The organism is Tunturibacter gelidoferens, from assembly GCF_040358255.1.
GTDB classification, from domain to species: Bacteria; Acidobacteriota; Terriglobia; order Terriglobales; family Acidobacteriaceae; genus Edaphobacter; species Edaphobacter gelidiferens.
The window spans coordinates 2,750,522-2,771,050 of record NZ_CP132938.1 but is presented as its reverse complement, the minus strand read 5'-3'; the positions used below and the strand labels follow the sequence as shown (position 1 = coordinate 2,771,050).

Here is a 20,529-nt window from a genome sequence, read left to right as displayed (position 1 = left end):
GCTACCCGAGGACGACGATGGGTTGCATCAACGTGCCGGCGATACGGCGCGTGATTGCCAATAAATCTGTTGGAGTAGTGAATACTTTAACCAGAGGTGCCTGCGAGAAATCGGGGAGATTGACCTGCATTCCGTTTCGCAATCGACCGGCAAGCTGATCGTCCACGGTAACGGACGGCATCTCGGGGAGCAGCGTGCGCGGGTGCGGCAGCATCCCCTCAAGTTCGGCGACCGAGGCTGTCTTGAGCTGGTCGATGGTGATCGAGTGTTCGAGGGAGAATGCTCCGGCACGGGTCCTTCGCAGACTGGAAAGATGCGCACCACAGTTCGCCAATTGCCCGAGCTCGTGGGCTACGGAACGCACATAGCCACCGGCGGAGACGGACATGACGAAAGATGCCGTGTCGCCTTCGAGGGAGGTTAGCTCGAAGTTGTGAATCGTGATGCGCGCCGGTTTGACCGCGACCTCGGCGCCTGCTCGCGCCAGCTTATGGGCAGCGACTCCGTTGATCTTCTTCGCGGAGAAGATCGGGGGGACCTGGTCTAACTCCCCGCGAAATCTTTGACTTAGTGTTCGCAGCTTTTCAAGGGTCAGGCGCAGGGGAAGCGTTTCGCCCGCAGGCATTCCGTCTGCGTCGAAGCTATCGGTGGCGAAGCCGAAGCGGATGCGGCCTGTGTAGTGCTTGTCTGCTTGGCCGAAGAACTGCGCGAGGCGCGTGTATTTGCCGAGAAGCAGCGGCAGAACGCCGGTGGCCATTGGGTCCAGCGTGCCGAGGTGGCCAATGGACTTTTCGCCAGTGGCCCGGCGAACGATGGCGACGACGTCATGCGATGTAATGCCGGAGGGTTTATCGAGTACAAGGAGACCATTCATGCAGTCTCCAGTTTAGCCGCTAGAACGAGTTTCCCTGACGGCGGACAAGAGAAAGGAATTCATTACGCGTCTGGAGCTGCGTTTTGAAGACGCCGAGCATGGCCGAGGTGACGGTTGAGGAGTGCTGCTTCTCAACGCCGCGCATCATCATGCAGAGGTGCTGTGCTTCGAGAATTACGGCTACGCCCTGCGGGCGAATTGCATCGGTGATGGCTTCGCCTATCTGCCGGGTCAACCGTTCCTGCACCTGCAGTCTTCGTGCGAAGACATCAACGAGGCGCGGAATCTTGCTGAGCCCGATGACCTTGCCGTTTGGGACGTACGCGATGTGAGCCTTGCCGAAGAAGGGCAGGAGGTGATGCTCGCACTGCGAGAAGAACTCGATGTCTTTCACGATGACCATCTCGTCGTAGTCGACGTCGAAGAGAGCTTCGTGGAGAACGTCGGTGACGTTCATGGAGTAGCCGCGCGTGAGAAACGCCATGGACTTCTCCATGCGCTCGGGGGTACGTAGCAGGCCATCCCGCGTGGGATCTTCTCCGATGCGGAGAAGCAGTTCGCGGTAGAGATCCTGAGTCGAAACGGTGTCGAGTAATGATGGTTCAATTGTGGCCGAGGTGCGTGCCATAGGACGGGCCTTTCTTACATCGTGCCTGGCGTTGGTGTCGCGTCGCCGGCGTAGTCGAACGAGTTGTTGCTGGTCTCCTCAACGTGAACCCGCTCCAGATGAGCAGCGGGAAAGTGTTGAAAGATGCGATAGATCTCGATACTTAGATTCTCCGTCGTGGAGACAATATTCGCAAAGCAATTCATGGTATTCAGGTTCATGTGATCGAACCGGGCGAGAAGATTTGTTTGCGCAAAGGCATCAAGCTCCGCGAGATTGCAGACCATTCCTGTGGATGGATCGACCGGACCGCTCATAGTTACCTGCACGGTGTAGTTGTGGCCGTGGCCGTGGGGATTGTTGCACTTCCCGAAGACGGCACGATTCTTCGCGGCATCGTACGCCTCGGTGTGAAGACGATGCGACGCGCTGAAGTGGTAACGGCGATTGAGATGCGCCTTCATGATTCTCCATAGTAGTCCGCGAAGAGATCCGGCATCTCGTAGACGCGGACGCGGTGCAACTTTGCGTGAGGGATCTTGTCGTGGAGGCGCTGCCATATCGCGATAGCAATGTTCTCGGTCGTGGGGATGGTGGTTTTAAACTCGGGAACTTCGAGGTTTAGATGGCGGTGATCGTAGACGCTGACGACCTCGCGCTCGAGAATGTCCTTCAATTCCTTTAGATCGACGACGAAGCCGGAGGTGGCATCTACCGAGCCTGCGACTGTGACCTCAAGCGTGTAATTGTGACCGTGGCCGTTGCGATTGGCACACTTGCCAAAGATGCGTTGATTCTCTTCAGGCGACCACGCTTCGTTCCAGTAGAAGTGGGCAGAGGAGAATTCGGCTTTGCGGGTAAGAAAGATCATCGTTATTCCTGTGGTTAGACGTGTTTATGGGATTGGTGGATGCAAACCATGGTAACTAGGGGGAGGTGTTGTAGTTACGTCCCTTCCAGATAATGATTTTCTTGAAACGATGACGGCTCACGCTGCGCAAAAGTAAGTAAACGAAAAACGGGACGCCAAGGATGGAGATCGCTATATCTGGTGCCGAGAAGTTGGAGCGCGCAACGCGGGAGTAGAAGCGCCAGAGCGTCCTGACCCAGATGAGAAGGATAACGTTTCTCTGCCAGGGTTGCAGCCAGTAGAGGCCAAACGCCGCAACCGGCAGGCCGAAGAAGAGAAGAAGGTCGAGGACGCGCCAGAGGGCGAGGGCAACGGGCTTTGGAAAGAGGATGGCGAGATTTTTCGTCCAACCTTCGACCATCTCTGCGGTGGTCCAGTACATGCGGGTGGAGAGGGCTTCGGGGGCGTAGCGGAAGCGGATGGTCCGAGAGCCACGTTTTATGTTTTCGGCGAGGGCAACGTCATCGAGAACGCTCTTGCCGACGGCACGATGTCCTCCGACAGAGAAGTAGGCATCGCGTTCGACGAGGAGGAACTGGCCGTTGGCAGCGGCGAGTTGGCTGGCTGGATCGTTGACTTGCTTTGGAGGATAGACGGAGGCCAGTTCGGAGAAGATCAACGGCATGACGGCGTGCTGCCAGAAGCCGGTGACGATCTGGCGGGGCGAGTAGGAGAGCAGAGATGCGTCATGGCGGTCGGCTTCGCGGAGGGACCGGGAGATGTCGTTGGTCTGGTGGATGGTGTCTGCGTCGGTGAAGAGGAGGTATCTGCCGCGTGCGGCCTGCGCGCCGGTCCAGCAGGCGTTGGTCTTGCCGGTGAATCCTCCGTTGGCGCTAAGGTCTAATGGAGGGGCGTCGAGGACGAGGACCCCTTCGTGGGTAGAGGCGGCTTCGGCGGCGATGATGCGGGTGTTGTCGGTTGAGTCATCGTTGACGACGATCAACTCCCAATGCTGGCCGAGGAGGAAGCCGGGCTCAGACTGGCTCAGAATAGAAGCCATACAGGCGGCCAGCGAGCGCTGCTCGTTGCGGGCGGGAATGATGACCGAGAGTTCGAGGTCGGGTGTTTCGGTAGAATTCGGTTCCTGCGCGGGGTCGGTGTCGCTCACGACTTCGTATTATAGGAAGTGGAGTGACTTGTGCGTAGATTGTTGATGAGTTTAGTGTTGGGACCGCTGCTGGTGGCGGGGTGCGACCGCGGCAGTCATCCCGGAAATATCGATAAGCCCGCGCCGCAGTTTGTGATGGGGGATGGCACCCGGACGGTTGATTTGAGCAAGCTGCGCGGGCGGGTGGTGGTGCTGAATCTGTGGGCGACCTGGTGCGCGCCCTGCATCGAGGAGCTGCCCAGCCTGCTGGCGCTACAAAAACAGATGCCGGAGCTGGCGATCGTCGCGGTGAGTATGGATCAGGATCCGGATGTGTATAAACGGTTTCTGGTGGACCATCATGTCGACCTATTGACTGTTCGCGACGAGGAGCAGAAGGTCAACGCGCTCTATGGGACGGCGCAGATTCCCGAGACCTACATCATCGATAAGCAGGGCGTGTTGCGACGGAAGTTCATCGGAGCGCAGGTATGGACCAGTCCCGAGATCACCAGCTATCTCTCGAAGATGTGAGGCCGTTGAAACCTTCCGTTTTCACAAAATTAGCGACTACCCCTGAATCCTCGTCCTACCGGCCGCAAAGGGAAATCTGGCAGATATGGCGAAACGGGTGACGGCGTGACTGGTATCATCGAAGCCATGACACAGCTTGATGTTCTTTACCGCTATGGAGTTCCGCCGACCGAAGCCTCCGTTGTGGCGATGGCGAAGATGCGCGAGGTGTACGGGGTGCGTCACATGGCGCTGGACGAGGCGAAGAAGACAGTGCGAATCGAATACGACGCGACTCGTTTGACCGAGCCGGTGATCCATCAGCTGCTGCGTCGCGCTGGGCTGGATATCGTCGAGACGATGCCGATGTTCACTCCACCCCCTCCGGCTGAGCCTGCGGTTACAACCTAGTTGCTTGAGGATTGTTTCTCCGGTATTTTTAGGATGCTCTTGTAGTTCACTTCCCTGTTTTGCGCGCCCGTAGCTCAGCTGGATAGAGCATTTGGCTTCGAACCAAAGGGTCGGGAGTTCGAATCTCTCCGGGCGCACCACAAATATCAATTGGTCAGGCTTACCGCTACATTCGTATCGGTGCCTGTTGTGCCTTGAGACGGTGATCGTCGAAGGGTGCCGTGCGCGCTCTGAGATCATATCGTGCCGCTAAACATATCTTGAGATCTGCAGCCCCGTTGAATTTGCCTTCGGTTATGAGAGTCTAGATCGTCGGCTCCTGCTTGCTGCGTGGGGTCTTACATGGTCTGCAACCTCGAATGGAGCGTGTCTTAGATGTCGACCCAAAGCCGCAGGGGATTTATCAAGAGTATGGCGTCAAATGCGATCGCGCTTTCAATTGCGAAGAGCGGGATTGCGCAGTCTCGAACTCATCGAGAGAGCGAGAAGTACGTAGTCGCCGCTTACTACTTCGGTAACTATCACCAGGATCCCCGCAATGATGTCGCCCACGGCAAGGGGTGGACCGAATGGCAACTGGTAAAGGACGCCAAGCCGCGTTTTGCCGGCCACAAACAGCCCAAGGTTCCTCTATGGGGTTACGGGGATGAGTCTGATCCAAAGGTCTTTGAACAAAAGATCAGTGCAGCTGCTCGTGCGTCAATCTCCGCTTTCATCTTCGATTGGTATTGGTATAACGACGGTCCTTTTTTGCAGGGCGCTCTCGAGGAGGGCTATCTACGCGCGACTAACCGCGCAGATGTCGAGTTCGCCATCATGTGGGCGAATCATGACTGGTTCGATTTGCATCCTGCGAAGTTGACGGCTCCGCCACACCTTCAGTATGCGGGCGAGGTCACGGCCTCCACGTTTGAGAAGCTCACAACCCACATCGTCAATAACTACTTCAGCCAGGACAACTATCTCAAGGTCGATGGGTGTCCCTACTTTTCCATCTACGAGCTGTATCGATTTGTGCTCGGAATGGGTGGGGTTGAGAAAGCGGCGGCAGCGCTACAACAATTTCGCGATAAGGTGAAGGCAGCGGGGTTCAGAGACTTGCATTTTAATGCAGTCACCTGGGGTGTCCAACTGTTACCGGGGCAGACGGAGGTGACAGACTTGAAGGATCTGCTCGCGCGTTTGAACGTCGACAGCACAACCTCCTATGTGTGGATCCATCACGCACAGCTGGCAAAGTTTCCCGCCTCGGAGTATCAGGATCTGGCCTCTGCTTACGAAGTTTATCGAGCTACAGCGTCCGCGAAGTTAGGAAAGCCCTATTACCCGAACGTCTCGATGGGATGGGACTCCTCGCCACGGGCATGTCAATCTGACATCTATACCCAATCGTCGTATCCGTTCATGCCCGTAGTGCAAGGGAACACCCCGCAACGATTTGGCGATGCCCTTCGTTCGGCGAAGCTCTTTCTTGACAACTCTCCTGACCTCAAGACGAAGCTGCTCACCGTGAACTCATGGAACGAATGGACTGAGGGGAGTTATCTTGAACCCGACACGGAACACGGATATGCCTATCTCGAGCAGATCCATGCAGTCTTCGGCAGCAAGGCTTGATCTCGATCGCGCGGCGCGGATTGGCCGTCCTTCTGCACTTCTGTGAGGAGAGGGATCAGGCGAGATGCGCGCTTTTGCTCGCCGGAACCAGCAAATCCTCAATACGCACCGGCAGATCGCGCACGCGAATACCGGTCGCGTGATAGACGGCACTGGTAATCGCCGCGGCAATCCCTGCAAGACCGATCTCTCCGACACCTCGAGCTCCAAGAGCATTGAGCTGATAATCCGGATAGTCGAGAAATGTGACGTCTATCTCCGGCGTGTCCGCGTTGACCGCTACCACATAGTCGGCCAGGTTATTGTTGATCGGAGCACCCGAGCGTGCGTCGTACATCGTCTCTTCGAACATCGCCATACCGACGCCCATCACCACCGCACCTTCAATCTGGTTGCGAGCCGGCCGCGGATTCAAGATGCGTCCGGCATCGATCACCGTGACAACCCGGCTGACACGAAGGCGTGCGATCTCCGGCTGCCAGGTCACCTCGGCAAACTGCGCACCGTAGGAGTGGAACGAAACCTTGGGCTTAGAGGCTCCGAAGGTACCATCCGACTTGTTGGTGCCCGAGACCGAGTTGACTTTGGCGATCCGCAGAATCTCGGCCATTGGCACTGCGTCCTGCCCTTGTCCTTTCAGGCGAACCGTTCCGTCGACGAGTTCGAGGTCCTCCTGCTTCTTGCCCTTGAACGGCGACCCATCAGACTTGATCGCTGCGAGCAAGAGAGCCTTGCCTGCGTTCTGGGCTGCTCCAAGCACTGCCGGCGTCATGGAGGCCGTGACCCAGGAGCCGCCCGAGATCGGCCCCGGCGGAAGCGAGGAGTCGCCGAGTACGACATCGATCCGGTTAACCGGAATACCCGTCTCATGACTAACGACCTGAGCCATGACGGTATAGGTTCCTCCGCCGATGTCCTGCGTGCCGCAAGCGACTCGCGCTGAGCCATCCTGGAGAAGCTCGACTGTCGCCTCAGTCTCGATTCGCGCCGCCAGCCACGAGCATGCGGCCATACCCCAGCCCAGCGTCAGGCCATCGCGCTTCATCGAGCCTATCTCTGGAGTGCGCTTCGCCCAGCCAAACTTCTCTGCCCCAACCGTCAGACACTCCTTCATGTGACGAGAAGAGAATGGAATATTCAGGCTCTCGTCGAGCGCTGGTTCGTTCTTCAAGCGCAGCTGCACAGGGTCCATCTTCAGCGCGATCGCCAGCTCATCCATGGCCGATTCCAACGCGAACAATCCCGGCACTGCACCCGGCCCTCGCATCGCCGTTGGGTTGCCGACGTTACGGCGAGCGAGTCCTCCGGTCACCAGCAGGTTTGGCGTGCTGTAGAGGAACGGCGTGATCTCGCCGCAACCTTCGTCGTAGTCATCGAGCATCGATGTGTGATTGACGTAATCCTGTTGCACTGCGGTTAGCTTGCCATCGGGTTCGGCCGCGAGCTGAATTCGCTGGTCGATTGCGGGCCTGTGGCCGACGCTCTGGAACATCATCTGGCGGCTCACCACCAGCTTGACGGGACGCCCGAGGTTGCGTGCACACGCGGCAGCCAGTAATCCATGGGGCCACGGCCACAACTTGCCTCCGAATCCCGAGCCCAGGAATCGGGTAATCACCTGTACCTGCTCGGTGGGAACGCCCAGCATCTGCGCCATCACATCGCGATGATTCACAACTGCCTGCGAGGTCTCATACAGCGTATATTTCTTTCCGTCGAAGACTGCTACCGAAGCATGCAACTCGATCGGGTTGTGGGTCTCGACCGGAATCTTGTATACCGCATCCACCTTTACCCTCGCCGCAGTCAATGCCGCAGCCGTATCCCCGCGCTTACTTTTTTCATCAGGCTTGTCGGTTGTGAGCGGCGTTCCCAACAGCTTCTCGCCGGTGTCCGGCTTCTCTTTGTTGTAGGTCACCCTCACACTCTCGGCTGCGGCCCGCGCCTGTTCGACCGTTTGCGCTACAACGACGGCGACATACTGGCCGTAGTAGCGAATCGTGTCGTCCTCGAGCGGAGGGCGCTTCTCATCGATGATGAGCGTGAACCCGCTTGAAGGAGGCACACGGTAGAGCTTCCCAATGTTTTCTCGATGGTAGACAGCGACGACGCCGGGCATCTTCTCCGCTCCGGCCGTGTCCAGGTGCGCAATCTTCCCATTCGAAATCGTTGCGCAGACCGGCCACGCGTAGAGCAGCCCGGGAAAGTGGTGGTCCGAGGCGTACATCGCCGAGCCACTTACCTTGAGCGGGCCATCGATCCGCGGCGTCGAAACGCCAATCACCTTCGACTCAGTCACCTGATCCATCGTCATCTCCTTAGGCGCTTCGACTCGCCTGTCCCATCGCGTGCGTCAGGCAGCGTTTTGCCAGTTCAACTTTGAATCCGTTCTGGCTCTGAGGCTTCGCGCCGTGCATTGCCGCGTCCGCTGCAGCCAGGAAGGTTGACGAGGTCGCAGACCTTCCGAGAAGCGCCTTTTCAGCTTCCGTGGAGCGCCATGGCTTGGTTCCAACCCCGCCCATCGCAACGCGAATGAATTCGATCTTTCCGCTTGAGTCCTGCTTCATCACTATTGCCGCTGAGGCCAACGCGAACTCATAGGAGGCGCGATCACGCAGCTTCAAGTACACGCTCTTTGCGCCGACGGGCAGCTTGGGCAGCGTGATTTGCGTCACCAGATCGCCTGGCTCCAAAACAGTCTCACGCTGCGGAGTAGATCCGGGAACAAGGTAGAACTCCGCTATGGGCACAGTCCGCTGGCCCTTCACTCCCTCGATATGAACCACAGCGTCGAGCGCCATCAATGCGACGTTCTGGTCGGAGGGGTTCGTCGCAATGCAGTGCTCGCTTGTACCCAGAATCGCCAGCATGCGGTTGTAGCCGCCGATAGCAGAACAGCCAGAACCCGGTTCACGCTTGTTACACCCGGTCGCGGTATCCCTGTAGTGGACGCAGCGTGTCTTCTGGAGCAGATTGCCTCCCGTCGTCGCCATATTGCGCAGCTGCGGTGACGCACCGGCCAGCAGCGCCTGCGAAAGCACCGCATACTGCTCCTTCACGGTTGCATTCTGAGCCACGTCGGCGTTGCGTGCGAGAGCTCCGATCTTCAGCCCGCCGTCGGCCGTCTTCTCGATCTGGTCAAGCGGCAGACTGTTGATGTCCACCAATCGGCTAGGCCGCTCGACGTTCAGCTTCATGTAGTCGATCAGGTTGGTTCCACCCGCGATGAATCGCACCTCGGCGCCATTCTGGGCGGTGGACGATTTTGCCTGAGCCTTCACCGCATCCGGGACCGTCTGCGCCGTCACCAGTTCGAAGAGTTCCATTGCCGATCTCCTCCTATGCCATTCGCCGAACTGCCTGGACTGCCGCAACGATATTTGGATAGGCTCCGCAGCGGCAGATATTGCCGCTCATGGCCTCCTTCACATCGCTATCCCCTGTTCCCCACGGCTCCTTCACCATGGCGACCGCGGACATGATCTGTCCGGAGGTGCAGTATCCACACTGAAAGCCGTCGTGCGCCACAAACGCCTCCTGCATCGGGTGCAGGTGACCGGGTTGACCGAGGCCTTCGATTGTGATGATCTCGACGTTTTGTTGCATGCCCGCGAAGGTAAGACAGCTGTTCACGCGCCGGCCATTGATGTGCACCGTACAAGCGCCGCATTGCCCGTGGTCGCAACCCTTTTTAGTGCCAGTGAGATGCAATGTCTCGCGCAAGGTGTCCAGCAGCGTTGCACGCGGATCAATCTGAACCGAGTACGACTGGCCGTTCACCTTGAGAGTCACTGGCATCGTTCCTGGGATGGCCTGCGCGTCAGGAACTGTCCTCTCCTGCGTCTCAGCTATCGCTGAAGAGACGACTAGCGGAGTGACCGCTGTCGCGGCCGTCGCAACGCCTGCGGCTCCCATGTGCGACAGAAACGATCTGCGGCTCAGCTTCCCTAAGGAAGACGTTGGTTCTTTTGTGTCTCTTTCATCAACCGCCAAGATCCACCTCCGGACGCAGCGCTCTTTGAACGTACGAAATTATTTCATACATGCGACCACTTAACCGCCAGCGACCTCCGAAGATTTTTCCTGATGCGTCCGGAAATCAATGGGACAAGCGGTCGTCATCTCGGGACCAAAGAGTCTGCAATCAAATCTCTTCAGACTCCCCGTGTCTAGAGCATTTTTGCCTTCGGTGGGCGATCTTTCGCTGGACTTTTGCTTGCCGGGAGAGACTTGCCGGTCCTCACTTCCGATGTATGCTCGGCTTGCCGCAAAGAGCGAAATCCTATATCTTTAAAAGGTTGCAACCCACGCAATGTGCGCCCGTAGCTCAGTTGGATAGAGCATTTGGCTACGAACCAAAGGGTCGGAGGTTCGAATCCTTCCGGGCGCACCATTCCATCCCAAATTCCAGATCTCAAAATCCAGAATCGTTAGGGCCGCAGCCAAAGATCTTTCCGTGAGAGCTTGCTGACCCTATTCGAACTGCCGGAGACGTTTGTATTCATCGCGGACCAGCACGATGATCAGTCCAAAGATGACGCCGAGTGTGTCTATCATCACGTCGGACCGCTCAAACGCGTTGTTGTAGATTACGTGCTCCAGAAATTCTAGAAGATATCCGAAGAACACTACGACCGCGGCCAGAGCAACTCGAGACCGCAGGGAAGTTACGCTGCTGACCAGCAAAAGGGTCATGGTAAGGAAGGCCACGACGTGGCCCCAACGATGGTAGTGCCCGGTCGTGTGTAACAGTAGCTTGTCGTGGTTGGGCAAAAAGGACAGGACGGCAAGCATCACCATCCAGACGCAACCCAGAACGATGACGGTAGAGCGGCGCTTACGTTCTTCCAACATATATCGATGGTCTCATTTATCGATGGTCTCATTCGGTGGTGTCACGGGTCGATGAGACTTTGGTGACATTTCGAAAGTGCAAGTGTGCAGGCGGCTCAAACTTCGCCCGCAAAACCCCCGAACCCTAAGTTTAGACGTATTCGATCCCAATTGCTGCTTGCGTGAAGCCTCGAACGATCGAAATCTACTGGCCCAAACTGCGATAACTGAACCCTTTTCAAACCTTGCGAGAGATGCGGTGAAGCATCACTCTGCGGACCTCGATGAATCCCATTCGAAGATAGAGCTGAATGGCGTGATCGTTCGTGGCTGTGACGTGAAGCCAGGACACGAGGCCATCGCGACGATGGTTTCTTACAAGCTGCCAGATTAGATTTTCGGCGTAGCCCTTGCCGCGATGGTCGGGGTGAGTGCAGATTCCGCTGACCTCCGGGTAGCCGTCGAGGGTGAGACGCTCGCCGCCCATGGCGATGAGTTGGCCTTCAGATCGTATCCCGAAGTAGGAACCCATCTCGCAGGTTCTGGTGCGAAAGAAGCCGGGGAATGCGAGGTCGGTGAGGGCTACCATCTCTGGCGCATCTTCGTTTGTAAGTGGGACGATTTCGACGGTTCGCACAGGCGATGTTATCTCTGCGGGAAGGACCATCTGGAGACACTCGAGCCTTTGTTCGAAGACGAGCTCCGGCAGATGGGGGTAGCTTTCGCCCACAATCCAGACAGATTCGCCCGGTACCAGGAGAGAGTGAAGCTGCTTCAGTGCGGCTTCGTTCGGCGAAGCTACGGCTGCAAAGGGAGCGACGTCGGCGGGATAGCGGCAGGCCTCCCCAGCTGAAAGGGCGAAGCGGCGGTGCTTCGTATGGAGGGCATTCCACACCGGATTTGCAAAGAGGCTCTCGGGCAGATCGGTCATTCTTATAGAGAATACGGTGTTCGACCGTCTGGCTCGAGTATCTGGCGGGTAGAAATTCCGGCTGATAATCGGGCAGCTTTGATTGACGACCAATTTAGTCCTCATTACACTAGATAGTGGAACGAGGGGTTGATCCAACCTCGTGGAGATGGGCTCGGGGCTGGCGGTTGCCGGCCTGCCGGAGCGCCGCCAGGGAAGAGAAAGACGTTATGTTGCAGGCATTTATCATCACGCTCCGCGAGGGGGTCGAAGCATCGCTGATCGTCGGCATCGTCTTCGCCTACCTATCCAAGATCGGAAGGCCGGAGCTGAAGCGGACTGTCTTCTGGGCCCTGGGCTCAGCAATTGCTGCCAGCGTCGCGGGGGCAGTGGTAATTGCCCGGAGCCAGTTCAATACGGACATCTTCGAGGGCTGGGTGATGCTGGGCGCCGCCGCTTTCGTCATCAGCATGATCTGGTTTATGCATAAGACGGCTCGGACGATGAAGGGATCGATCGAGGAGAAGATCTCTCAATACACGGGCCCGGCGGGCGTCTCGAAGGCGGGGCTGTTCTTCTTCGTATTTCTGCTGGTCCTTCGCGAAGGCGTCGAGACGGTTCTGATTCTTTCCGCAGTCACCCTGAACTCGACCGAGCTGCTGAGCTTTACCGGAACGCTGTTAGGGATCGCGGTTGCGGTGGTGTTCGGCGTGCTGTTCATTCGGGGCAGCGTGAAGATCAATCTGCAGCGGTTTTTCCGCGTCACCACGGTCATCCTTTATTTCGTTGCGTTCCAGCTGATCGTCAGCGGTCTGCATGAGCTGAGCGAGAATGGCGTGCTGCCGTCGAGCCCGACCGAGATGCGTCTCATCGGCCCCATCGTCCGCAACGATCTCTTCTTCTTCGTAACGATGCTCGCGCTGGCCGGACTGATGATGCTGTTGGAGTACAAGCGTCGCACGCCGGCCGTGTTGAGTGCGAACGCGACCCCCGCCGACAAACGCCGCGCCGAGTGGACCCAGCGGCGCGAGAAGATGTGGATGACCGCCGTTGTTGCAACCAGCTTCGTCTTCATCTTTCTCTCCACAGCCGAGTTCATCTACGCGAAGAGTTCGACTACGCTCTCCCCTACGGCGGCGGTGACGCTGGTGGGTTCGCAGGTGACATTGCCTACGGGTGACGTCAACGACGATAAACTGCACCGCTACGGCGTTCACCTTGACGATGGCAAGGGTGGGAACGTGGAGATTCGATTTTTGCTCTTCAAAAAGCCCGACGGAAACATCGTTTCTGTTGCCGACGCCTGTCAGATCTGCGGGCCGGTTGGGTTTTATATCGGCGATCAGGGAGTCACCTGCAAGATGTGCGCCTCGCCTCTGAACGCGTCTTCGATGGGGCAGAAGGGTGGCTGCAATCCCATCCCGCTGAAGTCGACCGTCGGTGGCAGTCAACTGATCATTGAGGCTGCGGATCTTCGGTCGCTCGCTCCGGTCTTCGAACGATGAGGGAGCACTAAATGTTCTTTCGCCTCCTCATGGAGAGCTTTCGCAGACAGCGCCGCCGCAAGATGCTGGCCGGCGTAGCGATCCTGCTCGGAACCACGGCGGTGACGGCGATGCTCGCACTCGCAACCACGATCGGCGATCGAATCCATAAAGAGCTTGCAGTCTACGGAGCCAACATCATCGTCTATCCCAAGGCCGACCTGCTCGACGTGAAGGTGGGTGGTGTGGATCTGAAGCCGGCCTCGGGTGGCGCTTACCTGAAAGAGAGTGATCTCGCAAAACTTAAGACAATCTTTTGGGCGAACAACATCACTGGCGTCTCGCCGGAGTTGCCAGCCCAGATGGCGGTTGCCCGGAACGCAGGCGATCCGCTCGTTGCCGTTAATGCGGTCGGATATTGGTTCGATCACGACTTCAATGGTTTGAAGACTGGAGGGCCGGCCCTGCATCCGTGGTGGCATCTCGAAGGATCATGGCCTGTTCCGCAGAGCAATCCGGACAGCCGGAGTGTGGTCGTTGGTACGAATCTTGCGAAGAAGCTCAACATCAAGATTGGCGACACCTTCGTCATGCAAGAGACGCAGGCCGCGCCCTCTTCCCGACTGACCGCAGACGTTGCCGGCATCGTCACGACGGGCGGCGAAGATGACAATGGCATTCTGCTTACGCTCCACGATGCGCAAGCCTTCGTGGGCGCGAACGATGCTGTCCGCCGCGTCGAAGTAAGTGCGCGGACCAAGCCGGAGGATGCGTTTGCGCGGGTCGATCCTGACTCCCTCCCCCCGAAGCAGCGAGAGATCTGGTACTGCAGGCCTTATGCGAACTCGATTGCCTATCAGATTCGCGAGGCGATTCCCGGAGCGCAGGCGGAGCAAGTAAGACGCGTGGAGCAGAGCGAAGGCAATGTGCTGAAGCGAATCTCGGGGCTGATGTGGCTGATCAGCGCGGCAGCGTTGCTGGCTGCGGGGTTTGCGGTGAGCGCGGCGATGGCGACGGCGATTCTTGAGAGGCGTGGGGAGATTGGGTTGATGCGTTCTCTGGGGGCGAGTAAAGGCTCGATTGCTCTGCTGTTCTATGCTGAGGCAGGTCTGCTGGCGCTGATCGCGGGGAGCATGGGCTATCTGCTTGGTTCGGGGCTTGCCGCTTGGCTCGGCGCGAGGATCTTTGCCGGTGACGGCGGTGCGGCGGAGGCCGTGCTGATTCCGGTGTTGCTGCCTGTGGTGGTCGCGCTGGCGCTGGTGGTGGCGATCGCCGGAAGTACGCCATCGATACGGACAGCTCTGCGAATGGACCCCTCAGCGATCCTGAGGGCAGAGGCCTGATGGTGAAGCTGAGCCTCTTCGGAATGTTGCGGCGGTCGCTGGTACATCGCAGGGCGCGAAGTATCTCAGCGTTAGTAGCGATGACGGTGTCGGCTGGTGTCGCGACGGCGCTGCTTACACTCTACGCGGATCTCGACGCCAAGCTTCATAAAGAGTTTCGTAGCTTCGGCGCGAATGTTGTCCTCACTGCTCCCGCTTCGACGCCGCTACGCGCGAATGCTCTCGCTCGCGTGCAGGAGGCGGCGGGGCCAGATGCGTTGGCCGCAGAGTTTGCCTATGCCGTGGCGACGACCGATACCGGAACACCGGTAGTCGTAGCTGGAACAGATTTTGCGGCGGTCAGGCGGCTGGATTCGTGGTGGCAGGTGGAGACATGGCCTGATGCCACAGCCTCGGACGCTGCGTTGCTTGGTCAGAGGGCGGCGCAGTTCGTTGGGAATGAACACAGGGTCGCCCTGACCTTCGCAGGACACTCCATTACGCTGAACGGGGCAGGACGGCTCAAGACCGGCAGCGATGAAGACAGTCGCATTTACATGCCTCTCGCCGCCTTCATTGCGTGGACAGGAGTTGGGCCGACCGTGATTGAACTTCAGGTTCCGGGAGGCGCGGCGAAGGTCGAGGCCACCATGGCGCGTCTGCGGCAGGACTTTCCGGAGATGCAGGTGCAGCCTGTGCGGCAGCTGGTTGAAGGAGAGTCGAAGATTGTGGATCGCACCCATGCGCTGATGTATGGGGCGGTACTGCTGATTGCGCTGACGGTGGCGGTGAGTGTGCTGGCGACGCTGTCAGCGAGCGTGCTGGAGCGTCGGCGAGACTTCGCCTTGATGAAGGCGCTGGGCGGATCGCAGATGCAGTTGATGGGGATGTTCCTGCTGGAGGCTTTGGTGCTGGCGCTGGCAGGCGTAGCGGTGGGCTTCGTCGTCGGGTCTGCAGCAGCATGGGCGATCAGCGAGGGGAACTTCCACACGGCCACACGGCCGCGACCGTCGGTGCTGCCGTTGGTGCTGCTGCTGAATGTGGCGATCGCCGCGATGGCTGCGCTATTCCCTGCTCGGGTGCTGCGTGGTCTGCAGCCGGCTGCGTTGCTGAAAGGTGAGTGAGAAGATATGACTGTGAGCGAAGTGAAGGTAGTCACGGGGCCGCTGGCTGATCCAACCGGAAGCACGCGGGACGACTGCGCTGTCATCGCACTGAAGCACGTGACCCGCGAGTACGCCGGGCATGGCGGCGTCGTGCGTGCGCTTGGGGATGCCACCTTTTCGATCGTTGCCGGGGAGTGGGTCGCTATCACCGGACCCTCCGGTTCGGGCAAAAGTACGCTGGTCAATCTCATCGGCTGTCTCGACCGGCCGACGGCGGGCGAACTGAAGATAGATAACGTCGATACAGCATCCATGACCGCCACAGAGCTCGATCGTTTTCGTGCGGACAAGATCGGTTTCATCTTTCAGCAGTTCCATCTCATTCCTTACCTGTCGGCTCTTGAAAACGTAATGCTGGCCCAGTATTTTCACTCAATGACGGATGAGGCGGAGGCTCGGGCGGCGCTGGTGCGCGTGGGGCTGGGGGACCGGGTCTCGCATGTGCCTAGTGAGCTGTCAGGGGGCGAGCAGCAGCGGGTCTGTATCGCGCGGGCGCTGATCAACAATCCGCCCATCCTGCTGGCGGATGAGCCTACCGGAAATCTGGATGCGGCGAATCAGAAGATTGTGGCGGAGCTGCTGCAGGATCTGCATAGGAATGGCCACACGATCGTGATGGTGACGCATGATCCGGAGATGGCGGGACTGGCGCAGCGAAGGATCGCGCTGAGCCATGGACAGGTATTCTGCCATCCCGTCAGTGGGCCGATGGTCACCCTGCGCCGTGCGACGGATCGTTTGTAACTGGATTTTTTATTTTTTGTGGTGGATGCGCGTTTTTGCTGGGGGTTTTGGCGAAAAGAGTGCTTTGATGTGGTGTTTTGCTGGTGTGACTGTGGTGAATTGCGTGGCTGATGTGGTGTTTTAGCAGTCACTTTTTGGACGCTGAAAAATACGCCAAGTTTTTAAGATTTATTTTTGGGTTTCGCTGCGCGGGTGTCCTGCCGGACAGGCCTCCTGCGCGGAGGGCGGTCACTTCGTGACTTGTATACCTTTTCTTTCTGGAATGATGGCTGCTGGTCCTCGCGTTGCTCGGAGGAAGGACCCTGATGCCGACCATCGGGAGGCCCACCCGAAGGGGTATACCGCACGAAGTGCTAGCGCTCGCCCCATTTGAGTTTGGAGCGTAGGACGCTGAAGAGGCCGTTGGGGCTGTGGCGAAGGAGGCGGACGCTGGCTTCGGAGCGCTGGCAGTGGACCAGGTCGCCGAGCTTGAGCTGGACTGCTTCCTGGCCGTCGACGGTGAGGTAGATCTCGTTGGGGACGCCGACGACCTCGACGCTGACAGTGGAGTCGCCGGGGACGACGATAGGGCGAATGGTGAGCAGGTGGGGACAGATGGGGGTGACCAGCATGGCGTTGACGCTGGGCATGACAATGGGCCCGTCGGCGGCGAGGTTGTATGCGGTGGAGCCGGTGGGAGTGGAGACGATGATGCCGTCGGCGCGGAAGGTGGCGACGGCCTGCTGGTCGATCTCGACGGAGAAGTCGCCCATGCGGGCGATGGTTCCTTTGGCGACTACGACGTCGTTGAGGGCGTCCCACTGCTTGACGATGTGGCCGTCGCGGATGATCTCGGCTCGCATCATGCTGCGAACCTCGATTTCGGCGCAGTTGTCGCACCAGGCTTCGAGGGTGGGGTAGAGCTCGGAGAGGGGAATCTCGGTGAGGAAGCCGAGGGAGCCGAGGTTGACGCTGAGGATGGGGGTGGTGGTGCGGGCGAAGGCCCTGGCCGCCGCGAGGAGGGTGCCGTCGCCACCGAGGACGATGACCAGGTTTGGCTTGTGGTTGGGGAGGTCTACGCGGGCGATGGGGTTGACGCCCGAGACGTAGGCGGCGCTGTCGGGGTCGAGAAGGTAGTGGTAGTTGCGAGCTTCGAGCCACGCGATGAGATCGCGGAGGATCCCGGCGAGTTCCGGCTTCTGGGGCTTGGAGATAATGGCGGCCTGGAGCATGGATCTTTAGTGTAACTGTATGTCAGAAATGCTTCGTAGACGATGCGCGAGGAATCTGCCTCAGGCTCCGCATTGAGACGTTCGGAGGATCGGTCAGGTTTATCTGCTAGGGCTTTTTGGGAAAGAGCAACGCAATCTGAAGGCGCATGCCTTTGGGGCGGAACCCGGGGGAGGATTCTGTGCGGATAGAGCTGCGGCGTACAGCCATACGGCGCGCATAAGACACTCAGTTTGCGTCGAGTCGCCATAAGACGTAGCCTCTACGTCTGAAGGTAAACGGCCCGCTAATCACGTTCTACTAGTACAAATGCCAGTCTGAGGCGGAGATGGACTAGGTCCTCTCCGGAGCGAACGCCTACTGTCTAACCCTTTCGAGTGGGCGTGCAACATCGATTTTGGCGGTGGCATCAAAATTGGATACGGTACGGACGAGGTGATGGCATGGGAAAACCGGCACGGTTGATCCTGATTGCGGTGGGTGCTGTTCTGGCGCTGATCGTCCTTGCGGCTGTTTGTGTGCCGCTGTTCCTCAACACGGATAGCTTCAAGGCAAAGATTGAATCGACGTTGACCAAGTCGTTGGGGCGGAAGGTGACGATCGGGAAGGTGAATCTTTCGGTGCTGACGGGTAGCCTGGTGGCGGAGAATACGGTGGTTGCCGATGATCCTCGATTCAGCACTCAGCCGTTTATCCAGGCCGATACGGTGAAGATTGGGGTGGAGCTGTTTCCTTTGATCTTCAGTAAACAAGTGATTATTCGCGGGTTTTCGATGCAGTCGCCGAAGATTCAGCTGCTGCGCGCGGCGAATGGCACTTGGAACTACTCCACGATTGGCACTGCAAGCCAGCCGGCGCAGAGTGAGGAGACGAAGCAGGCGTTTCCGAACCTGACGGTGGGCGAGGTGAACGTCGAGAATGGGCGGATTACCGTCGGGGCCGGGCCGGGAACAACGGGAGCGGCGAGCGCGCCCAATCGTGTGTACGAAAATGTGAACTTGAAGGTGAAGGACTTTGCGTTTACGAAGTCGTTTCCGTTTGAGGCTTCGGCTGGTTTGCCGGCTGGAGGGACGGTGGAGCTGAAGGGTTCGGCGGGGCCGTTCAATCAGCAGGATGCGTCTGCGACGCCTTTTTCGGGACATCTTGAGATCAAACATCTGGACCCGTTGGCCGCGGGGTTTGCGGACGCTTCCGATGGCGTGACCGGGACGATAGATAACCTGGTGCTGGATGCGGCGTGGAGCGGGACGCAGATGCATGTGACGAAGCTGCTGGTGGATACTCCGAAGCTGACGCTGGTCCAGAGTAATGGGCCGAAGCAGCCGAAGCCTAAAAATCCGAATGCAGAGGGGGCGACGATGCTCGATAACCTCTCTGTCGACGATGCGCAGCTGAAGAATGGAACGATTACGCTGGCGACGGCGGGCAAACAGGGTAGTGCGGTCTACAGCCAGGTGAATGCTCAGGTGACGAATCTGTCTCCGAAGAGCGCCTCGCCGTTCAGCTTGAGCGGGCAGTTGCCGAATGGCGGAAGCGTGAGCGCGAACGGTACGGCTGGTCCGTTCAATCAGGCGAATAATGCGAGCACTCCGCTGAATGCGGTGGTGAACCTGAAGCATGTGGAGATTGGCACGGCGGGAGTGGTGCCGCCGGATGCGGGGATTAGCGGCGTGGCGGATGTGCAAGCAAAGATTCAGTCGAATGGGCAGACGTTGAACGCGCAGGGAGCGGCGAGCGTTGCGGGAATCAAGCTGGCGAAGGATGGTGTTCCGTCGGCCAAGCCGGTGCAGTTGCAGTTCACGCTGTCGCAGAATGAGCAGGCGAGGAACGGCGTGGTGCAGCAGGCGGTGGTGACGATTGGTAGCGCGGTGATCAATCTCTCGGGCACCTATGAGATGAGTGGACCTTCAACGGCGCTTAATCTGAAGGTGGTTGGCAACGCGCTTTCGATCAACGAGCTTGAGGCGTTTCTGCCTGCGCTCGGAGTGCATCTGCCGCAGGGCTCGCGGCTGCAGGGAGGGACGGTAACGACAACACTCGCGGTGACGGGGACGACGGCTACTCCCGTGATCAGCGGGCCGGTGAGGATTGATAATACTCAGCTGGCGGGGTTCAATCTGGGATCGAAGCTGCAGGCGCTGTCGTCCTTTACGGGAGGGAGAATTACTTCTTCTACCGGATCGGGGACTACGATTCGTTCTTTGAGTATGAATGTGCGGGAAGAGGGCGGAAATATTCGGACGGATAATATCGCGCTGGATGTGGCGGGCGTGGGGACGGCGACTGGCGCGGGGAGTGTGAGTGCTGGCGGCGCGTTGAACTACAACGTGGTGCTGAAGCTGACGGGCTTGTCGATTGGCGGAGGCGGTACGCAGCAGGCTAGCTCGGGTGGGGGTGCGGCTGCTGGGCTGGCTGGAGCGCTGTCCGGGTTTATTCCGGGCGGCAATGCTGGCGGGGCTGCGCTGGGAGGGATTGCCGGAAATGTGTTGAAGTCGGGGATACCTGTAGCGATTGGCGGAACAACGAGCAATCCTACGTTCAGCCCGAATGTGGCGGGACTGGCTGCGGGTGTGGGAGTGGGTGCGGCGCAGGGTCTGCTGAATGGGAGAGGACAGCAGCCTAATGGCAAGAAGGCTGCCGATCCTTTGAGCAATGCGCTGGGTGGTTTGCTCGGTAAGCACTGATTCATTGGTTACAACAGGCGACGGTGAAGGGTGAAGGCAAAAGCAGATTCCTTCGCTTCGCTGCGAATGACAAGCAAAAGAACAGGCAACGGCAAGGGGCGAAGGGTGATGGGTAAGGGCGAAGGCAAAAGCGGATTCCTTCGCTTCGCTGCGGAATG

At 58.6% G+C, this 20,529-nt stretch carries 19 protein-coding genes and 2 tRNA genes; 10 read left to right on the top strand and 11 right to left on the bottom strand.

Features of this window, described 5'->3' with window-relative positions; genetic code table 11:
- Position 1: 1 nt before the first annotated feature.
- From truB to RBB81_RS12395, 5 genes are read right to left on the bottom strand one after another with little or no spacing between them, the layout of a single operon-like run.
- Positions 2-874 carry a tRNA pseudouridine(55) synthase TruB gene (gene truB / locus RBB81_RS12415; RefSeq protein ID WP_353070834.1) on the bottom strand — a complete coding sequence of 291 codons (873 nt, stop codon included), beginning with the start codon at positions 872-874 and terminating at the stop codon, positions 2-4.
- A 19-nt stretch (positions 875-893) separates the two neighbouring features.
- Positions 894-1,502 (bottom strand): GTP cyclohydrolase I FolE, encoded by a 609-nt coding sequence (gene folE, locus RBB81_RS12410; protein WP_353070833.1) that lies wholly within the window; start codon positions 1,500-1,502, stop codon positions 894-896.
- A gap of 14 nt (positions 1,503-1,516) precedes the next feature.
- Positions 1,517-1,945: a 6-carboxytetrahydropterin synthase gene (locus RBB81_RS12405; RefSeq protein ID WP_179582284.1), complete on the bottom strand. Its 429-nt coding sequence runs from the start codon at positions 1,943-1,945 to the stop codon at positions 1,517-1,519.
- Positions 1,942-2,352, bottom strand: a complete 411-nt coding sequence (locus RBB81_RS12400; protein WP_353070832.1) for a 6-pyruvoyl trahydropterin synthase family protein — start codon at positions 2,350-2,352, stop codon at positions 1,942-1,944. The genes RBB81_RS12405 and RBB81_RS12400 overlap by 4 nt, the downstream gene beginning before the upstream one ends.
- Before the next feature lie 55 nt (positions 2,353-2,407).
- Complete coding sequence (locus tag RBB81_RS12395) at positions 2,408-3,499, bottom strand: glycosyltransferase (protein ID WP_353070831.1); 1,092 nt, start codon at positions 3,497-3,499, stop codon at positions 2,408-2,410.
- A 45-nt stretch (positions 3,500-3,544) separates the two neighbouring features.
- Between RBB81_RS12395 and RBB81_RS12390 the strand changes: the two genes are divergently transcribed.
- From RBB81_RS12390 to RBB81_RS12375, 4 genes are all read left to right on the top strand, one after another.
- A complete protein-coding gene (locus tag RBB81_RS12390) occupies positions 3,545-4,012 on the top strand; it encodes a TlpA family protein disulfide reductase (protein ID WP_353070830.1) in 468 nt (155 codons plus the stop codon).
- A gap of 105 nt (positions 4,013-4,117) precedes the next feature.
- Positions 4,118-4,402 (top strand): hypothetical protein, encoded by a 285-nt coding sequence (locus RBB81_RS12385; protein WP_348641560.1) that lies wholly within the window; start codon positions 4,118-4,120, stop codon positions 4,400-4,402.
- Between the two features lie 63 nt (positions 4,403-4,465).
- Positions 4,466-4,542, top strand: a tRNA-Arg gene (locus RBB81_RS12380).
- A 235-nt stretch (positions 4,543-4,777) separates the two neighbouring features.
- Entirely contained in the window at positions 4,778-6,019 is a 1,242-nt protein-coding gene (locus tag RBB81_RS12375) for a glycoside hydrolase family 99-like domain-containing protein (protein ID WP_353070828.1), read from the top strand.
- Between the two features lie 55 nt (positions 6,020-6,074).
- Here the strand turns inward: RBB81_RS12375 and RBB81_RS12370 are convergent, their stop codons facing one another.
- From RBB81_RS12370 to RBB81_RS12360, 3 genes are read right to left on the bottom strand one after another with little or no spacing between them, the layout of a single operon-like run.
- On the bottom strand, positions 6,075-8,327 hold the full coding sequence (locus tag RBB81_RS12370) for a xanthine dehydrogenase family protein molybdopterin-binding subunit (RefSeq protein ID WP_353070827.1): 2,253 nt from the start codon (positions 8,325-8,327) through the stop codon (positions 6,075-6,077).
- Between the two features lie 10 nt (positions 8,328-8,337).
- Positions 8,338-9,345 carry an FAD binding domain-containing protein gene (locus RBB81_RS12365; RefSeq protein WP_353070826.1) on the bottom strand — a complete coding sequence of 336 codons (1,008 nt, stop codon included), beginning with the start codon at positions 9,343-9,345 and terminating at the stop codon, positions 8,338-8,340.
- Positions 9,346-9,358: 13 nt separating this feature from the next.
- Positions 9,359-10,012 carry a (2Fe-2S)-binding protein gene (locus RBB81_RS12360; protein ID WP_353070825.1) on the bottom strand — a complete coding sequence of 218 codons (654 nt, stop codon included), beginning with the start codon at positions 10,010-10,012 and terminating at the stop codon, positions 9,359-9,361.
- 323 nt (positions 10,013-10,335) lie between these two features.
- Between RBB81_RS12360 and RBB81_RS12355 the strand changes: the two genes are divergently transcribed.
- A tRNA-Arg gene (locus tag RBB81_RS12355) sits at positions 10,336-10,412 on the top strand.
- An 80-nt stretch (positions 10,413-10,492) separates the two neighbouring features.
- Here RBB81_RS12355 and RBB81_RS12350 read toward each other — a convergent pair.
- Together RBB81_RS12350 and RBB81_RS12345 are read right to left on the bottom strand one after the other, a co-directional pair.
- Positions 10,493-10,873: a hypothetical protein gene (locus tag RBB81_RS12350; protein WP_353070824.1), complete on the bottom strand. Its 381-nt coding sequence runs from the start codon at positions 10,871-10,873 to the stop codon at positions 10,493-10,495.
- A gap of 217 nt (positions 10,874-11,090) precedes the next feature.
- A complete protein-coding gene (locus RBB81_RS12345; protein WP_179582268.1) occupies positions 11,091-11,783 on the bottom strand; it encodes a GNAT family N-acetyltransferase in 693 nt (230 codons plus the stop codon).
- A 209-nt stretch (positions 11,784-11,992) separates the two neighbouring features.
- Between RBB81_RS12345 and RBB81_RS12340 the strand changes: the two genes are divergently transcribed.
- From RBB81_RS12340 to RBB81_RS12325, 4 genes are read left to right on the top strand one after another with little or no spacing between them, the layout of a single operon-like run.
- Entirely contained in the window at positions 11,993-13,267 is a 1,275-nt protein-coding gene (locus RBB81_RS12340; protein WP_353070823.1) for a Fe-S-containing protein, read from the top strand.
- 11 nt (positions 13,268-13,278) lie between these two features.
- Positions 13,279-14,589: an ABC transporter permease gene (locus RBB81_RS12335; protein ID WP_353070822.1), complete on the top strand. Its 1,311-nt coding sequence runs from the start codon at positions 13,279-13,281 to the stop codon at positions 14,587-14,589.
- The gene (locus RBB81_RS12330) at positions 14,589-15,692 is read left to right on the top strand and encodes an ABC transporter permease (protein WP_353070821.1); all 1,104 of its coding nucleotides are present in this window, start codon (positions 14,589-14,591) and stop codon (positions 15,690-15,692) included. Before RBB81_RS12335 ends, RBB81_RS12330 begins: the two co-directional genes overlap by 1 nt.
- A gap of 12 nt (positions 15,693-15,704) precedes the next feature.
- On the top strand, positions 15,705-16,478 hold the full coding sequence (locus RBB81_RS12325) for an ABC transporter ATP-binding protein (protein WP_353070820.1): 774 nt from the start codon (positions 15,705-15,707) through the stop codon (positions 16,476-16,478).
- Positions 16,479-16,831: 353 nt separating this feature from the next.
- On the opposite strand, the gene RBB81_RS12320 is transcribed toward RBB81_RS12325, so the two are convergent.
- On the bottom strand, positions 16,832-17,689 hold the full coding sequence (locus tag RBB81_RS12320) for an NAD(+)/NADH kinase (RefSeq protein ID WP_179582257.1): 858 nt from the start codon (positions 17,687-17,689) through the stop codon (positions 16,832-16,834).
- A gap of 441 nt (positions 17,690-18,130) precedes the next feature.
- On the opposite strand from RBB81_RS12320, the gene RBB81_RS12315 reads away from it, so the two are divergent.
- Positions 18,131-20,371, top strand: coding sequence for an AsmA family protein (locus tag RBB81_RS12315; protein WP_353070819.1), 2,241 nt, complete (start codon positions 18,131-18,133; stop codon positions 20,369-20,371).
- Positions 20,372-20,529: the final 158 nt, after the last annotated feature.